The organism is Helicobacter pylori, assembly GCF_021062735.1.
GTDB classification, from domain to species: domain Bacteria; phylum Campylobacterota; class Campylobacteria; order Campylobacterales; family Helicobacteraceae; genus Helicobacter; species Helicobacter pylori_DN.
This window is the reverse complement of the sequence record NZ_JAHXLB010000006.1, coordinates 92,488-107,229: the sequence shown is the minus strand read 5'-3', so window position 1 is coordinate 107,229 and position 14,742 is coordinate 92,488. Positions and strand designations below refer to the sequence as shown.

Genomic DNA, 14,742 nt, shown 5'->3' with positions numbered 1-14,742 from the left:
CTTTATATTATAATCCTAAAAACAAAATAGGGCGGTTAAAAATGGCGATCAAAAAAAGCGAATTGTATAGCTCTTTATGGGCTGGAGCGGATAGCTTAAGGGGCGGGATGGATGCGAGCGAGTATAAAAACTATGTTTTAAACCTACTTTTTTTAAAATACATCAGCGATAAAGCCAGAAACAATAACTTTAGCGAAATAGAAGTGCCAGAAGGGTGCTTTTATGAAGACATCCTCGCTTTAGAGGGCGATAAGGAAATAGGCGACAAGCTCAATAAAATCATCGCCAAGATCGCAGAGCGAAACGATTTAAAAGGCGTGATTGACAGCGTGGATTTTAACGATAACACCAAGCTTGGCGAGGGTAAAGCGATGGTAGACACCCTTTCTAATTTGGTTAAAATCTTTGCGGATTTAAGTTTGGGCGCACATGGGGCTTTAGACGATGATTTACTAGGCGATGCTTACGAGTATTTAATGTGCCATTTTGCCAGCGAATCCGGTAAATCCAAAGGGCAGTTTTACACCCCTAGCGAAGTTTCGCTTTTATTATCCCTTTTGCTTGGCATTGATGAAAACACCAGACAGGATAAAAGCATCTATGATCCCACTTGCGGGAGCGGTTCGTTATTATTAAAAGCTTCTAGTTTGGCCGGTGAAAAAGGTTTAACTATCTATGGTCAAGAAAAAGATATTTCCACCACAGCCCTTTGTAAAATGAATATGATCTTACACAATAGCGCTACTGCTGATATTGCTAAGGGGGGTTCTAGCACCCTTTCTAACCCCCTTTTTATTAAAAATGGCATGCTACAAACCTTTGATTATGTCGTGGCTAACCCTCCCTTTAGCTTGAAAAACTGGACTGATGGGCTAAGCATAGACCCTAAAAGCAAGCAAGTCATTAACGATCGTTTCAATCGTTTTGAAGACGGCACGCCCCCTGAAAAAAATGGCGATTTTGCTTTTTTGCTCCATATCATCAAATCCTTAAAAAACACAGGCAAAGGGGCAGTGATTTTACCCCATGGGGTGCTATTTAGGGGGAACGCTGAGGGAGTAATTAGAAAAAATCTTTTAATGAAAGGCTATATTAAAGGCGTGATAGGCCTAGCCCCTAATCTTTTTTATGGCACTTCCATTCCTGCATGCGTGATCGTTTTAGACAAAGAAAACGCGCGCGCCAGAAAGGGCGTTTTTTTGATCGATGCGAGCAAGGATTTTAAAAAAGACGGCAATAAAAACCGCTTAAGGGATCAAGATGTCCAAAAAATGATAGACACTTTTAACGCTTACAAAGAAATCCCTTATTATTCCAAAATGGTGAGCCTAGAAGAAATCAGCGCTAACGACTATAACTTGAATATCCCGCGCTACATTGCCGCCAAACCAGAATCAGAAAAAGACTTGTTCGCTTTAATCAACAGCCACAAAGCGAGTTATTTGCCCAAAAACGAAATAAAAGCCTACGCCCCTTATTTTCAAGTGTTTAAAGAGCTTAAAAACACGCTTTTTAAAAAGAGCGATAAAGAGGGTTATTACGCTTTAAAAACAGAATGCGAAAACATTAAAGAATTAATCATTCAAAGCTTAGAATACCAAACCTTCCACGCTTCTGTTTTAAACGCTTTTGACCGATTGAATCTATTTGAAACTTTTAACCATTTAGAGCTAGGTTTTAACCCAAAAACCCTCATAGAAAGCGTTTGTTCAAAGGTTTTAAAAGAATTTGAAAAGGTGGAAATTTTAGACAAATACGGCGTGTATCAGCTCTTCAAAGATTACTATAACGAAGTCTTGCAAGACGATTGGTTTCTTCTTTCATTCAATGGCTTTAGAAGCACTAAAGAATTGAGAAAATTAACCCCCCTAAAAGACAAAAACAAAAAAGCCAACTATTTAGAGGAGCCGGATTTTGTCATTCAAAAAACCTACTATAAAAGCGATCTAATCCCTAAAAACTTGATCAAACAACGCTTTTTTGAAAAAGAAGCGAAAGAATTAGAAGAATTAGAAAACGCCTTCAATGAAAAAGAGGCTCTTTTAGATGAATTTATAGAATAGCATTCTAACGAAGAAGGGCTTTTTTATGAGTTGAAAGTCAATGAAAGCGTTTTGAAAAAAGAGCTAAAAAACGCCACCGATTCAGAAGATAAAGAAATCCTAAAAACCGCTTTAGAATTGCTAGAAGCTAAAAACAAGGCGCTAAAAATGAAAAATAAAACCCATGAGGAGCTGGAATTAAAAGCGTTCCACCAATATAAAAACTTGAAATTAGGTGAAATTAAAGATCCCATCATCCAAGACAAATGGCTTAACAGCTTGAAAAACGCCCTAGAAAACAAGATTTTAAAACGCATCAACGCTTTTACTAGCACCCTTAATGAAATCATTTCAAGCTACTCTAACAGCTTGTTAGAATTAGATAAAGAAGTCAAAGAGAGCGAATCAAAAGTTTTAGAGCATTTGAAAGATTTGGGGATTGTCGTTTGATATTAAAAAGTTTGGAGTGCCTTTTGACTAGCGTATCCTCGCTATGAGACCTCCAAACTAGAAGAGATTATAGCACAGGAAATTTAATGGAACTTGAAAATGAAGTTTTTAATCGTATTTTAAAGCATCTAGCCCTAAAAAACCCCCTTGCTTTCAAAAATAAGGGTTTAGATCAATTAAAAAAATCTATTAGCGTGTTACACTATGACTATCTCATAGGCGCTAGTAAGGAATTGGGTATCGTGTTACAAAAATACCCCAATAAAGAAAATGAAATCAATAACCTTTTTGATTTTTTAATGCATTTTTATAACAAACGAACTAAAACGCACCACATGCTTTTTTTATGGATACATTTTTTTGAAACGGCTTTGCGTTCTAAAATGGCGGTTATTTTGGCTCAAAAACACAGCAGCAAGGATATTGACGATTGGTTTTTATCTAAAAAGCTTAACCATAAGATTGAACGCTTAAAACACACCCACCATTTAGAAAGCTTAAAAGGATACAATGGCTTTCAAATCTTAAATTTATTCACTCTTGGCGATTTAGAAACCATTATTAAAATGTATTGGAGCGATTTTAAACCCTTATTTGCAGATTACAAAACATACAACGAGTATGTTTTGCCAGTCTATGGCACTTGGGAACATTTTTTAAAGACTTTCAGCTTGATACGAAAAGCCAGGAATGACTTATTCCACAACAACCCTTCTAAAATCAAAACAAGTTCGCTAGTTAAAAACATTGAAATCTTGCTATTAAGGCTGGATTTTAACCCTAAAAACGCTTTTGATAACACCCTAAAATTAGAACGCACTATCTTTTTTAAAACCATTCAAAAGAACGCATGGACGCATTAACAACGCCCTCAAATTGGCAAAGAGTGAGGCTTGGGACTTATAAATATAGGCGAGGTTCTTTTCCGCAACCTTATGGCAATCCACAATGATATAGTGATAATGGTATGCCATTTGTGCAAGTTTATGATGTGGGTGAAAATTTTAAGCTTACCCAAAAAACCAAACAAAAAATCAGCAAAATTGCACAACCCATGAGCGTTTTTGTTCCAAAAAATAGCGTGATTATCACCCTACAAGGGACAATCGGTAGAGTTGCTTTAACACAATATGATTGTTATTGTGATAGAACAATTTTAATTTTTGATAACAATACGCTTAATGATGTAAATAAATATTTTTTTGTTTTAAGTCTTTTTACGAAATTTGAAGAAGAAAAAAGAAAAGCAGATGGAAGCATTATTAAAACAATTACTAAGCAAACCTTGAAAGATTTTGAAATCCTTTTACCCCCTCTAAACGAACAAATCGCTATCGCTAACATTTTAAGCGATTTGGATCATGAGATCACAAGCCTTAAAAACAAAAAACGCCAATTTGAAAACATCAAAAAAGCCTTAAACCACGATTTAATGAGCGCTAAAATCAGGGTTTTAAAAAAATAAAGATTGTATTAAGAGAGGTTCTTTGCGCAATCCATGCAAAGCGTAATAGATTGTGAGAGCATCCAAGTTGTTAAAATTTGTTGTAAAATTCGTTTTTATTGATTGTCATTCTTTTTGCTCGCTCGTGTAGACTCTTAAAAAAGATTTTAGTTTTTGTTAATTTTAGTTTTTAGCGGGTGTGGTTTTAGATGGGTTTGTGGGATAAAGAGTGTTGAATGATGTTTTAGTTTATTTGGCGAGAACAAAAGCCACAAACTTTCAGAGGGTTATTTTAATGGGTGCGAAAACGCCACACTAAACAAAATAATGACGCTATAAAACTGAATGAATAAGCATAAAGCAAGATTAATACCTTGCTTATAACCCCGTATTGCCCTGCCCTTCTTTATTGGCATAATCTTTCAATTCTTTATAAAGCAAAGATTGCAGGCGCGTGATAGCAAAATTCTTATTCTTTTCATCCACTTCAAGACTTCTATTCAATACGGGCGTGCCTTGACAATCGCTCGCGCTAACAACCACTCTAATGCGTGTGGTGCCATTAGCGCTGTCTGTGAAAACTTCATTTTTGATTTGATAGAGTTTTTCTTCATCGCTAGGGGTTAGCACTCTAGCGTAAGCGCTTATGAGAGCGTTTTTAATCTCTGCATCGCTGTTATTATCAAAAGTGATTTGCACTTTAGGTTTGAAAGCGTTTTGGTAATAGATTTTTTCATAATTTTCTAACGAACCCACCGGGACAGAATACGCTTTTAAAATCCTTTCTATAGGCATCGCTTTAGCCAACAAATCCCCCATGTTCTTAGATTGCTGTAAAAAAACCCCTTTACAAACCTTAGGCATTAAGGTGGAAAACTGCCCATAAAGAGCGTTATACTTATCCCTTAAACCCTGCAAAAACAAGTTTTGATTAATCCTTACTCTGGTGTAGTAGATCCCTTTTTGCGCTTCTTGATTGACAATTTCTACATTATTCAATTCCAAGTCATCGGTTTTTAAGTTAATCGTTTGCGAATCACTGGATTTTAACTTATTATCCACACGACTTTTTTGAATATGGATTTGGGAATTAACCACCACGCTAATAGACGCCACTAAATCCGCTAACGCTTTTTGTTTAGAAGCTTCTTTAGAAGTGGCTGAACCACTCCCATAAAGATAGCCTTTTTGGGTGTTTGTTTTGTTATAGGCCTTGCTATACCACTTGGGCTCTGCACTTAAATTGGCACCCACAAAAGCCATAAGGCATGCAAGAATAATCTTTTTCATTATTAATCCTTACTCATTCGTTAAAGCGATGTGTTTCTTAGTGATGTTGAGAAGCACATAAACTTTATCCGTATCAATAAAAGTGGCCTTTAGCTCACTAGCCTTAATCTCTATTTTATCCCCCTTGAAAGCTTCCATCACTTTCTCTAAGGCGTTTTGTCTGGCTGAGGACAAGCTGTAATCCATATCCGAAAGCAATATATCGCTCATCCCACACACTAAAATTTTTTCATCTTTGGTTTGAGTCTTTTCAATCCGCACTTCTTTTGAGCAATCTCTCGCCCACTTAGGCAAGGATTTCCCCCACGCAACTCCCAATACCAAAGCGAACGCGATAGCAAGGCGTTTCATTAAACCCTACTTTTTAACCATGCCCAACTCTTCGCGCACTTTATCCACAATTTGCTTATCCAAGCCCACTAAAACAAAAACCCTGTCTTTACCGACATAGCGGGCAAGCATTTTAGAAGCGATCAATTCCTTATCCACTAATTGAGAAATTTTTTCAGTATCAGTGCCGCTGATGGACCTTTTACCAGAAGCGTCTACCGTTCTGGTTTTTTCATTTTCCAAATCTTTTTGTAAAGTGGATTTCAAATTCGCCGCTAAATTAGCCCTAGCCTTCGCTGTAGCCTGGTTAGTAGAATAATCCACATCATTATTAGTGATCAAATCTTCAGCCCTTCCTAAAAAGACCCCTGAATATTTTTCATACTTCGCCACTTTTTCTAAATCCCCTACTACCCAATCAGGAGCGCCTTTAGTCGCTTCTTTGTATGCCTTATTGCTTTTACTGATACCTGATTTTGGGGCATGGCTACAACCTACGATCATTATCGTTGCTATCACACTCATCCCTAAAATTTTTTTAACTTGATTTTTCATCGTTCATCCTTTCAAATATAAACTTAAAACATACGCTTATTGCTAGCGTTCTTCACAATAGGCTTAACATCGCTCCATACCTCTTCACCCGTTTTCCTGTTAGTAAGGCTTAGGGTGAAGTCATAGTCTAAACGCTGCCTAGAACTACTAATAGAGGCTGCGATACTAGATACTTTACCACTTAAAGATAAATCAGCGGCTTTTAAAGTGCCTTTTTCTACAGTGGTGTCTTGATTATACTCTTCGCTCTCTCGTTCTTTTTCGCGCTGTTTCACCATTCTGCTATCCGCTGCAATGCCACTCCCTCCGCTCGCCCTTGTGATATTGAACCTCCCATTAGATCGCAACCGCAACTGCCGCGCGATTTCAGTCGTCAAAAGATTCATGTCCAAATTGGGTTGCGTGGTGTCGTTAATCACATCTGAGACTTCAATCAAATGCTTGCCCTTGAGTTGCTCAAAATTAGGGTCGCTAAACATGGAATCTAACATCGCATTAGCGGTTAGCAATAAATCCGTGCTATTAATGCTTGCAGTCGTATTTTTAGTGGCATCATTCACATTTTGATAAGTTGCCATTTCGCTTGAGCAACCCACCCATAATAAAGCACTCAAAATCACCGAGCTTATAATTTTTAATTTTGTTTTCAATACCATAGTGATAGAAACTCCCTATTCAAAATTTAAAACAGATACTTCCGTTCCTAATTTTAAACTTCTAATCTAAACACATCGTCAGTGTTTTTGCGGATTTTAGCATTTTATGCGTCTTTTTTTTCACATTTTACAAGTTCTAGCCCTACAAATTTCACACTGCAAGCATTAATACCACAAATTCGCTCATTTTTAGCTTAATTAAAGAAACTTTTTTGACAAACATGCTGATTTAAAAACGATAAAAACGATTTTTTGAGATAAAGAAATAACATAAAAGCTATTTGAAGTTAGTCCCCTATCAAAAAGGGGGCTAAAAAAAGGGACTATAGAAAAAAAGACTAAATAAAAAAAGAGTTAAAAGATTTTTAAACTCTTATTTTTACAATAAGGCTCTTTGATAACGCCCTTTATGATGCCCTTTACAATAACGCTTTTAGAGCGTCTTCAATCGGTTTTTGAGAGCTAGGTTCTACAAGCCTTTCCCCCACTTCTTTGGCGTTTTTGTAAAAAATCAAAGTAGGGATCTTGCGAATGTCTAAACTCTCTTTTAAATCCTGGCTTTCATCAAAAGAAACCTTAAAAAATTCCACCTTGCCTTTGTAAGTTTTGGCTAAATTTTCTATAATCGGCTCAATCTTTCTGCAATCCGGGCACCAACTCGCCCCCACATTGACCACTACCGCTTGATGAGCGGTTTTTTCTGCGTAATTCTTCCCGTTAATCACTTCTAACATGATAATCCTTAATTTTTATTTCCCCCAACCGCCGAAGTATAGCATATTTCAAGCGCTAATCCCCTTTAGTATTAGCCCTATTAGCCATAAACGCATGCAATTCGTTGTATTCTTGGCGGTTTAAAAACCGCATTTTCCCTACCGGCAAGGCATTCAAATTCACAAAACCATAACGAACGCGCCTTAAATCCAACACTCCAGCGTTAAAAAACGCAAAAAAACGCCTCAATTCTCTGTTTTTCCCCTCATTGATAATGACTCTCAGTTTAGAATATTTGGCATGGTTTTTGATGATTTCATAACCAATAAAGGGGGCAAATTCCATGCTTTTAATGGGGGTTTTTTGGTGCGCTCCCTTAGTAGCGTTTTCTAATTTCAAGCCCTCTTGCATGGCGTTTTCTATCTCTCTTGTAACAAAGCCTTGAATCTTAACAAGATACTCTTTTTCTAAATTCGCATGCATCAAAGCGCTCACCACCGCCTTACTATCGCTTAAGAGTAGCACCCCCTCGCTTGCAAAATCCAAACGCCCCACCGGCGCGAAATGGGCGTATTTTTTCTCCAAGCTTTCATAAATCACGCGCCGTTTTAAGGGATCTACTTTACTCACCAATTCGCCCTTTGGCTTGTGATAAACCAGCACGCTGAATTTTTTGTTTTTTAAGGGTTTGATGAGTCGTTTGTCTAAAAACACCTTGTCGTTTTCTTTAACCACGCTAGCGAGTTTGGCATGCTCATGGTTGATTTTCACCCGCCCCTCTAAAACCAATTTTTCAGCCTCTCTTCTTGAATGCTTGGTGTAATGGGCTAAAAATTGGTTGATCCTCAAGCTAAATCCCTCCACTCTAATTCTTTAAAATCGTCCTTAATCTTTTCATTTACCATTAGATCGCTTTGGATTTTGAATTGCTTATCCTTATCTTTGATGATCAGATACAAGGGGCGTTTGCCCTGGTGTTTTAGAGCGCTCTCTTTGATCTGCCTTAAAAACTCTTTTTTCACATCATTTTCTAACACGATCGCCAAAGAGCAAGAGCTGGAGGCGAGTATTTCCATGGGGGGGATTTCGCGCACATCTTCTTTTTGCTTTTCAGGGTCTTTATAGCGGGCTTTAGGGATTTTAACCTCTCTAGCGCTCTCTAGATCCAAGATTTCAAAAAGCCTTAATCGCGCCACTTCTTCTTGCTCTTCAATCTTGCATTTAAACACTAAAGGCTTACTAATATCCAACTCTTCTAAAGCGTTTAATTGCTTTTCAAACAGCATGAGTTCAAACTTGCCGTATCGATCCAAAATGTCCGCTGTGCCATAAGGCTTACCGCTTCGTTTGCCAATTTTCTTTTTAACTTCCATGATTTTGCCCAGCAAATAAGCCTGTGAGCCGATTTCTAACTCTTCAATATCAATACTTTTGACTAAATTTTTAAAGCCCTTAATCTCTTCTTTAAACTCGTCTAAGGGATTGCCTGAAACATGGATGCCTAAAGTCTCATATTCGCATTCTAAAAGCGTTTTAGCGTCATGTTCGCCCAAATCAACCATATCCAAAATAACCTGCTCTTTAACTCCGCCTTCCATAGCTCCAAAAAGGGAGTTGCCTCCTTGCATCATTTCATTAGCCTTGTCTTTAGCGCGCCCGGCATCACAGATCAAATCCAAGTTAGCGAGCATGGTTTTTCTAGTGTAGCCTAAATTGTCCAAGCTCCCTGATTTCACTAATGGCTCTAAAGATTTTTTAGTGAGTTTAGAAAAATCCACTCGTGAAATAAAATCTTCTAAACTCTTATAATCCCCTTTAGCCCTTTCTTCAATGATGTTTTTAATCGGCTCACCCCCAACCCCTTTAATCGCTCCTAAACCAAACACGATTTTCTTTTCCAACTCGCCCTTTTGGTTTTTAAACTCCGCCACGCTGAAATCTTGCATAGAAGAATTGATGTGCGGGGGCATCACTCCAATTTCTAAAGCCCTGACCTCATCAATATAGCGCGCCACGGATTCAATCTTATTGGATTCGCTAGTGAGCATCGCTGCCATGAACTCATGCTTGTAATAAGTCTTTAAATACGCCGTTTGGAAAGTGATCATCGCATAAGCGGCTGAATGCGATTTGTTGAAACCATAGCCGGCAAATTTAACGATCAAATCCCACAAATTAGCCGCCTTTTGACCATCATGCCCTAAATTTTTAGCGCCTTCTACGAATTTAGCCTTATTGTCCGCCATGATTTGAGCGTCTTTTTTCCCCATAGCGCGGCGGATGAGATCCGCTTCACCCAAACTGAAACCGCCGATAGTTTGCACGATTTGCATCACCTGCTCCTGATAGACGATCGTGCCGTAAGTGGGCTTTAAAATCGGCTCTAATTCTTTAAACGCATAAGCGATAGGCTCAACGCCATGCTTTCTATTCACAAAATCATCTACCATGCCTGATTCCATAGGCCCCGGTCTGCCTAGCGCGATAATGGCGATAATGTCTTCAAAGCTTGAAGGCCTTAAGCGCTTGTTAAGCCCTTGAAACATTCCGGATTCAATTTGGAAGATCCCCACCGTATCCCCGCTTTGGATCGTTTTATACACTTTCGGATCGTCCATATCCAACGATAAAAAATCCACATCAATGTTATGCTGCGTTTTAATGATTTTAAGCGCATCATCAATCACGGTCAAGGTTTTAAGCCCCAAGAAGTCAAACTTGATCAAATCCACCGGCTCTAAATACTTCATGGAATATTGCGTAACGATACCGCCGGTTTTTTCAGAGGCAAATAAAGGGGTTTTGTGCCACAACTCTTTTTGGCTATCCACCACTAAAGCTGCCGCATGCACGCCTGCGTTGCGGTTTAAATTCTCTAAATTGAGCGAATATTCCCACACTTGTCTAGCGGTGTCATTGCTTTCTACTAATTCCTTGATTTTAGGCTCTAATTCCCACGCCCCCTCTATGAACTCGCCATTTTTTTCATAACCCTTAAGCGTGATGCCTAATCGGTTGGGGATGAGTTTGGCAAAATCGTCCGCTTCTTTATAAGGCATGTCCAAAACCCTTGCGACATCTCTGATCACGCCTTTAGCCAACATCTTATTAAAGGTGATGACTTGAGCCACATTGTATTTGCCGTATTTTTCAATCATGTATTCTATGATTTCCTTACGCCGGCGTTGGCAAAAATCCGTATCAATATCAGGCATGCTGACTCTTTCGGGGTTTAAAAACCTTTCAAAGAGCAAATCGTATTTCAAGGGGTCAATATCCGTGATTTTTAAAGCAAAAGCCACCAAACTCCCGGCCGCACTCCCCCTACCAGGCCCTACAGGAATGCCCATTTCTTTAGCGTAACGGATAAAATCCCACACAATCAGCATATACCCCGGGAATTTCATGCTCGTAATGACTTCAATTTCTTTTTCTAAGCGTTCTTGGTATTGATCATGCTTTTCTTTAGGCACTAAAATTAAGCGCTCTTTCAAGCCCTCTCTAGCCTTGTAAGCAAAATAAGAAGCGTCATCTTCAAAATTCAGCCCCTCATTTTGAGCGTAAGCTTTAGTGAATTTGAAGCTTGGAGGGGTTGGGGGGTTCTTTTTATCGTCTTTTAAATCAATCTCTAAAACGCATTTATCAGCGATTTCTTGGGTGTTTTCTAAAGCTTCTGGAATATCTGCAAAGAGCTTTGCCATTTCTTCAGGGGACTTGATGTAAAACTCATGCACGGAGTGTTTCAAGCGCCCCTTATCGTTTAGGGTTTTACCCATCGCTACGCACATCGCTACTTCTTGAGCCTTAGCGTCATTAGGCATGGTGTAGTGGGTGTCGTTGGTGGCAATGATTTTTAACCCCGTTTCTAAAGACATTTTAATGACCTGCTCATCAATGAATCGCTGATCCAAAATGCCATGGCGCATGATTTCTAAATAAAAGTCGTCTTCAAAAATCTCTTGGTATTCGCAAGCGATTTTTTTGGCTTCATCATAGCCTTTAGCCCCATACTTGCGGTTTCTCTCATTATGAGTATTCAAATGGTAATTGACTTCCCCTTGCAAGCACGCGCTAGAAGCGATAAGGCCTTTAGAATGCTCTTTTAGAAGTTTTTTATTGATGCGCGGGAAATAATAAAACCCTTCTAAATACGCCATAGAGCTTAAGAACATCAAATTTTCATAGCCCTCTTGGTTTTTAGCGAATAAGCACAAATGGAAGCGCTGCTTGGTTTCTTTGCTAGAAAGGTTGTCGTCATTATGGATATACGCTTCCATGCCGATGATAGGCTTAATGCCTTCTTTTTTCATGCTCGTATAAAAATCAATCGCTCCAAACATGTTCCCATGATCGGTTACGCTCACGCTTTTCATGCCCAATTCTTTAATGCGTTTGGCTAGAATTTTAATCTTGTTCGCCCCGTCTAAAAGCGAATATTCTGTGTGCAAGTGCAAATGCGTGAAGGCTTTATTCTCTTTCATTGTATAACCCCTATTTGGATTTAACGCCATTATACCTATCGCTCTTTAAAAAACTCTTTATCAGTTCATTTAGTGGTAAATTATTTTAAAATGGTGGTTATAATAAGAAAGTTTTTATTATTTTTAATGCTATTTTAGGAGTTCATCATGAAAAAATCCATTTTGTTGGGCGTTTGTCTGGCTTTTTCTTGTGCTCATGCCCTAAACGATTTAGAATTGATCAAAAAAGCGAGGGAAAGCCAGTTAGAACCCATGCCTATGGGCAAAGCGCTCAAAGAATACCAAATCAAAAAAACCAGAGATGTGGGCATTGGCGCTAAAAACAGCGAAATCATGACCTCCGCTCAAGTGGAATTGGGCAAAATGCTCTATTTTGACCCTAGGATTTCCACTTCCTATCTCGTGTCTTGCAACACATGCCATAATTTGGGCTTAGGCGGGGTGGATTTAGTCCCAAGCGCGGTAGGTTCTCAATGGAAGAAAAACCCCCACCTTTTAAGCTCCCCAACGGTGTATAACTCTGTGTTTAACGATGTGCAGTTTTGGGATGGCAGGGTTACGCATTTAAACGAACAAGCACAAGGGCCGATCCAGTCTTCTTTTGAAATGGGGGCTGATCCCAAAGTGGTGGTAGAAAAAATCAATTCCATGCCAGGCTATGTCAAACTCTTTAGAAAAGCTTATGGCTCTAAAGTCAAAATTGATTTTAAATTGATCGCTGATAGTATCGCTATGTTTGAAGCCACGCTCATCACCCCAAGCCGTTACGATGATTTTTTAAGAGGCAATCCTAAAGCGCTCAGTAAAGCCGAAAAAGAGGGGCTGGATTTATTCATTTCTAAAGGCTGTGTGGCTTGCCATAACGGCATCAATCTTGGGGGAACGATGCAGCCTTTTGGGGTGGTCAAACCTTATAAATTCGCTAATGTAGGCGATTTCAAAGGCGATAAAAACGGGCTTGTGAAAGTGCCTACTTTAAGGAATATCACCGAAACGATGCCCTATTTCCATAACGGGCAATTTTGGGATGTTAAAGATGCGATTAAAGAAATGGGCTCTATCCAGTTAGGCATTGAAATCAGTGATGCAGAAGCGAAAAAAATTGAAACCTTCTTTGAAGCCTTAAAGGGTAAAAAACCTAAAATACTCTATCCAGAACTCCCTATAATGACAGACAAAACCCCTAAACCCTCTTTTTGATTTAAAAAAGTCCTTTTAGGGGGCTTTGACGCCAAATCTAAAAAACGCTCAAAGCATCTTTTGCGATCAAAATAATAAAAAGCTTGCGAAAAGCCAAGCGATAATCCCTTAAAAAGCGATCTTTATGGGGTTTAGAGGGATTTAGTTGGAGGGTTGTAGGGGGAGAATTGTTTCAAAATACCCCTATCCCCTTAAAAGAATGATTTTTACTCCTATTTTTTAAAAATTTTTTAATCTCTTTATCATTTAGAATGTTTTTTGATTTTAGATCGCACTTAAAACACAAAACATAAACTCAAGGCGTTCTCAAATAAATTTTCATTTTTTGGTTGTCTAAAATGAGCGTATCCTTGCCCTTAGTTACCGTAAAATTACCCTTAAAATTTTCCATAAATTCCAATTCAAACGCCATTAAATGCTCATCTTTACACACTTTTCTTGAAATCCCGCTATCTTCAATTCCAATATGCCTATCGCCCTGCCATACATAGCTGGCAAAATACCGGTTGCAATAGCCTTTGCCATAAATACGATTTTCTTTTTGGTCAAACACAAACTCTCCCATAGAGCTTTTAGGCTTTGGCTTCTTTTTGAAAAGCTCATACCAGTGTTTTCTTTTTTCTTTTTGCTCCTGCTCTTTGGCTTCAAGTGCTGTCTTATCCTCAGGTAAAGCGGTATTGAGAGAGGAATCTTGCTCTTCTTCATGCTCTCTAAAGGCGCTATCAGCGAGCATGGTTTCAATGTCATACACTTGATGGTTCATTTCTACTTTTTGGATATGCCAATCATTGCTAGAAAGTTTTTTATCAAACATTTTTAAAAAAAAACACCCCGAAAAGACACAAGCGGTTAAAACGCTTGCTCCAACCAATCGTAAGTTCAAACAATTCCTCCTTATGTTTATTTTTTTAACGGGCTTACGCTTTGCGCTTCAATGGCTTTTTTAATCAAAGAAATCGCTTCTTGCATCGCTTGTTCGCTTACATGTTGGAGGGATTGTATCGCACTTTCTTGAAAATCTTGATTGCCATTTTTACTCGTTTTGGTCGTTTTATTTTCCAAGCTAGAAATATTTTCATGCTTAATGATCACTCCAGAATGCGAATCGCCTTTCACGCTAATATCATAGCCTAGTGCAAATTCCGCCCTATAGGTAGAATTTTCTTTTTCTAAAAGAGAAAACGATAAAATCGTAAAACGGACCGCATAAGTGGGCGCGCCCGCACCATAAGGGGGCAAAGCCACGCCTAAGCATGCTTTTTGCGCTTCTTGCATGAACATGGTTTTTAGCATGTTGCGAGGCAAGTCTATCCATTTTTGGTGTTTCCCATGCGTGATCTGCCCGTCTTGGGCTTTAAACACGATCTCTTTAGTGTTGAATAAATCCGCACTCAAAATACTAATGAGCCTCACTTCAGTCAAAGGTTTAGGGCATTGCGTGATTTCAAAAGAACTCGCATTCAAATCATAAGTTCTGATCTCTGGTAGCATTTGTTTTAAATTGATACTCAAGCAACCCTGAAGCAATAAGGCTAATGCTGATGAGAGTGAAAAGATTTTTATCGCCGCAGCTCTCATGA

General features: G+C 38.7%; 11 protein-coding genes and 2 pseudogenes. 4 read left to right on the top strand and 9 right to left on the bottom strand.

What is annotated here, in order from left to right:
- Positions 1-41: 41 nt before the first annotated feature.
- The 3 genes and pseudogenes from KX581_RS03960 to KX581_RS03950 all read left to right on the top strand — a co-directional run.
- A pseudogene (locus KX581_RS03960) lies at positions 42-2,492 on the top strand (type I restriction-modification system subunit M).
- A gap of 86 nt (positions 2,493-2,578) precedes the next feature.
- A complete protein-coding gene (locus KX581_RS03955; RefSeq protein ID WP_120872566.1) occupies positions 2,579-3,355 on the top strand; it encodes a CAAX protease in 777 nt (258 codons plus the stop codon).
- Positions 3,356-3,369: 14 nt separating this feature from the next.
- Positions 3,370-3,957: pseudogene (locus tag KX581_RS03950) on the top strand (restriction endonuclease subunit S); the annotation flags it as partial.
- Between the two features lie 357 nt (positions 3,958-4,314).
- Here KX581_RS03950 and KX581_RS03945 read toward each other — a convergent pair.
- From KX581_RS03945 to dnaE, 7 genes are all read right to left on the bottom strand, one after another.
- Positions 4,315-5,226, bottom strand: a complete 912-nt coding sequence (locus KX581_RS03945; protein ID WP_097679234.1) for an LPP20 family lipoprotein — start codon at positions 5,224-5,226, stop codon at positions 4,315-4,317.
- Positions 5,227-5,235: 9 nt separating this feature from the next.
- A complete protein-coding gene (locus KX581_RS03940; protein WP_180438840.1) occupies positions 5,236-5,577 on the bottom strand; it encodes a hypothetical protein in 342 nt (113 codons plus the stop codon).
- Positions 5,578-5,583: 6 nt separating this feature from the next.
- Entirely contained in the window at positions 5,584-6,111 is a 528-nt protein-coding gene (locus KX581_RS03935; protein ID WP_029650475.1) for an LPP20 family lipoprotein, read from the bottom strand.
- Positions 6,112-6,134: 23 nt separating this feature from the next.
- Positions 6,135-6,767 carry a penicillin-binding protein activator LpoB gene (lpoB, locus tag KX581_RS03930; protein ID WP_000243392.1) on the bottom strand — a complete coding sequence of 211 codons (633 nt, stop codon included), beginning with the start codon at positions 6,765-6,767 and terminating at the stop codon, positions 6,135-6,137.
- 419 nt (positions 6,768-7,186) lie between these two features.
- Positions 7,187-7,501 (bottom strand): thioredoxin family protein, encoded by a 315-nt coding sequence (locus tag KX581_RS03925; protein ID WP_231175648.1) that lies wholly within the window; start codon positions 7,499-7,501, stop codon positions 7,187-7,189.
- 55 nt (positions 7,502-7,556) lie between these two features.
- Entirely contained in the window at positions 7,557-8,345 is a 789-nt protein-coding gene (locus KX581_RS03920; RefSeq protein ID WP_180628965.1) for a pseudouridine synthase, read from the bottom strand.
- Positions 8,327-11,962, bottom strand: a complete 3,636-nt coding sequence (gene dnaE / locus KX581_RS03915) for a DNA polymerase III subunit alpha (RefSeq protein ID WP_231175647.1) — start codon at positions 11,960-11,962, stop codon at positions 8,327-8,329. Before dnaE ends, KX581_RS03920 begins: the two co-directional genes overlap by 19 nt.
- A gap of 147 nt (positions 11,963-12,109) precedes the next feature.
- On the opposite strand from dnaE, the gene KX581_RS03910 reads away from it, so the two are divergent.
- Complete coding sequence (locus KX581_RS03910) at positions 12,110-13,162, top strand: cytochrome-c peroxidase (RefSeq protein ID WP_231175646.1); 1,053 nt, start codon at positions 12,110-12,112, stop codon at positions 13,160-13,162.
- 295 nt (positions 13,163-13,457) lie between these two features.
- Here the strand turns inward: KX581_RS03910 and KX581_RS03905 are convergent, their stop codons facing one another.
- A complete protein-coding gene (locus KX581_RS03905; protein ID WP_220974714.1) occupies positions 13,458-14,045 on the bottom strand; it encodes an META domain-containing protein in 588 nt (195 codons plus the stop codon).
- Positions 14,046-14,062: 17 nt separating this feature from the next.
- The gene (locus tag KX581_RS03900; protein WP_231175645.1) at positions 14,063-14,740 is read right to left on the bottom strand and encodes a hypothetical protein; all 678 of its coding nucleotides are present in this window, start codon (positions 14,738-14,740) and stop codon (positions 14,063-14,065) included.
- Between the last annotated feature and the right edge of the window lie 2 nt (positions 14,741-14,742).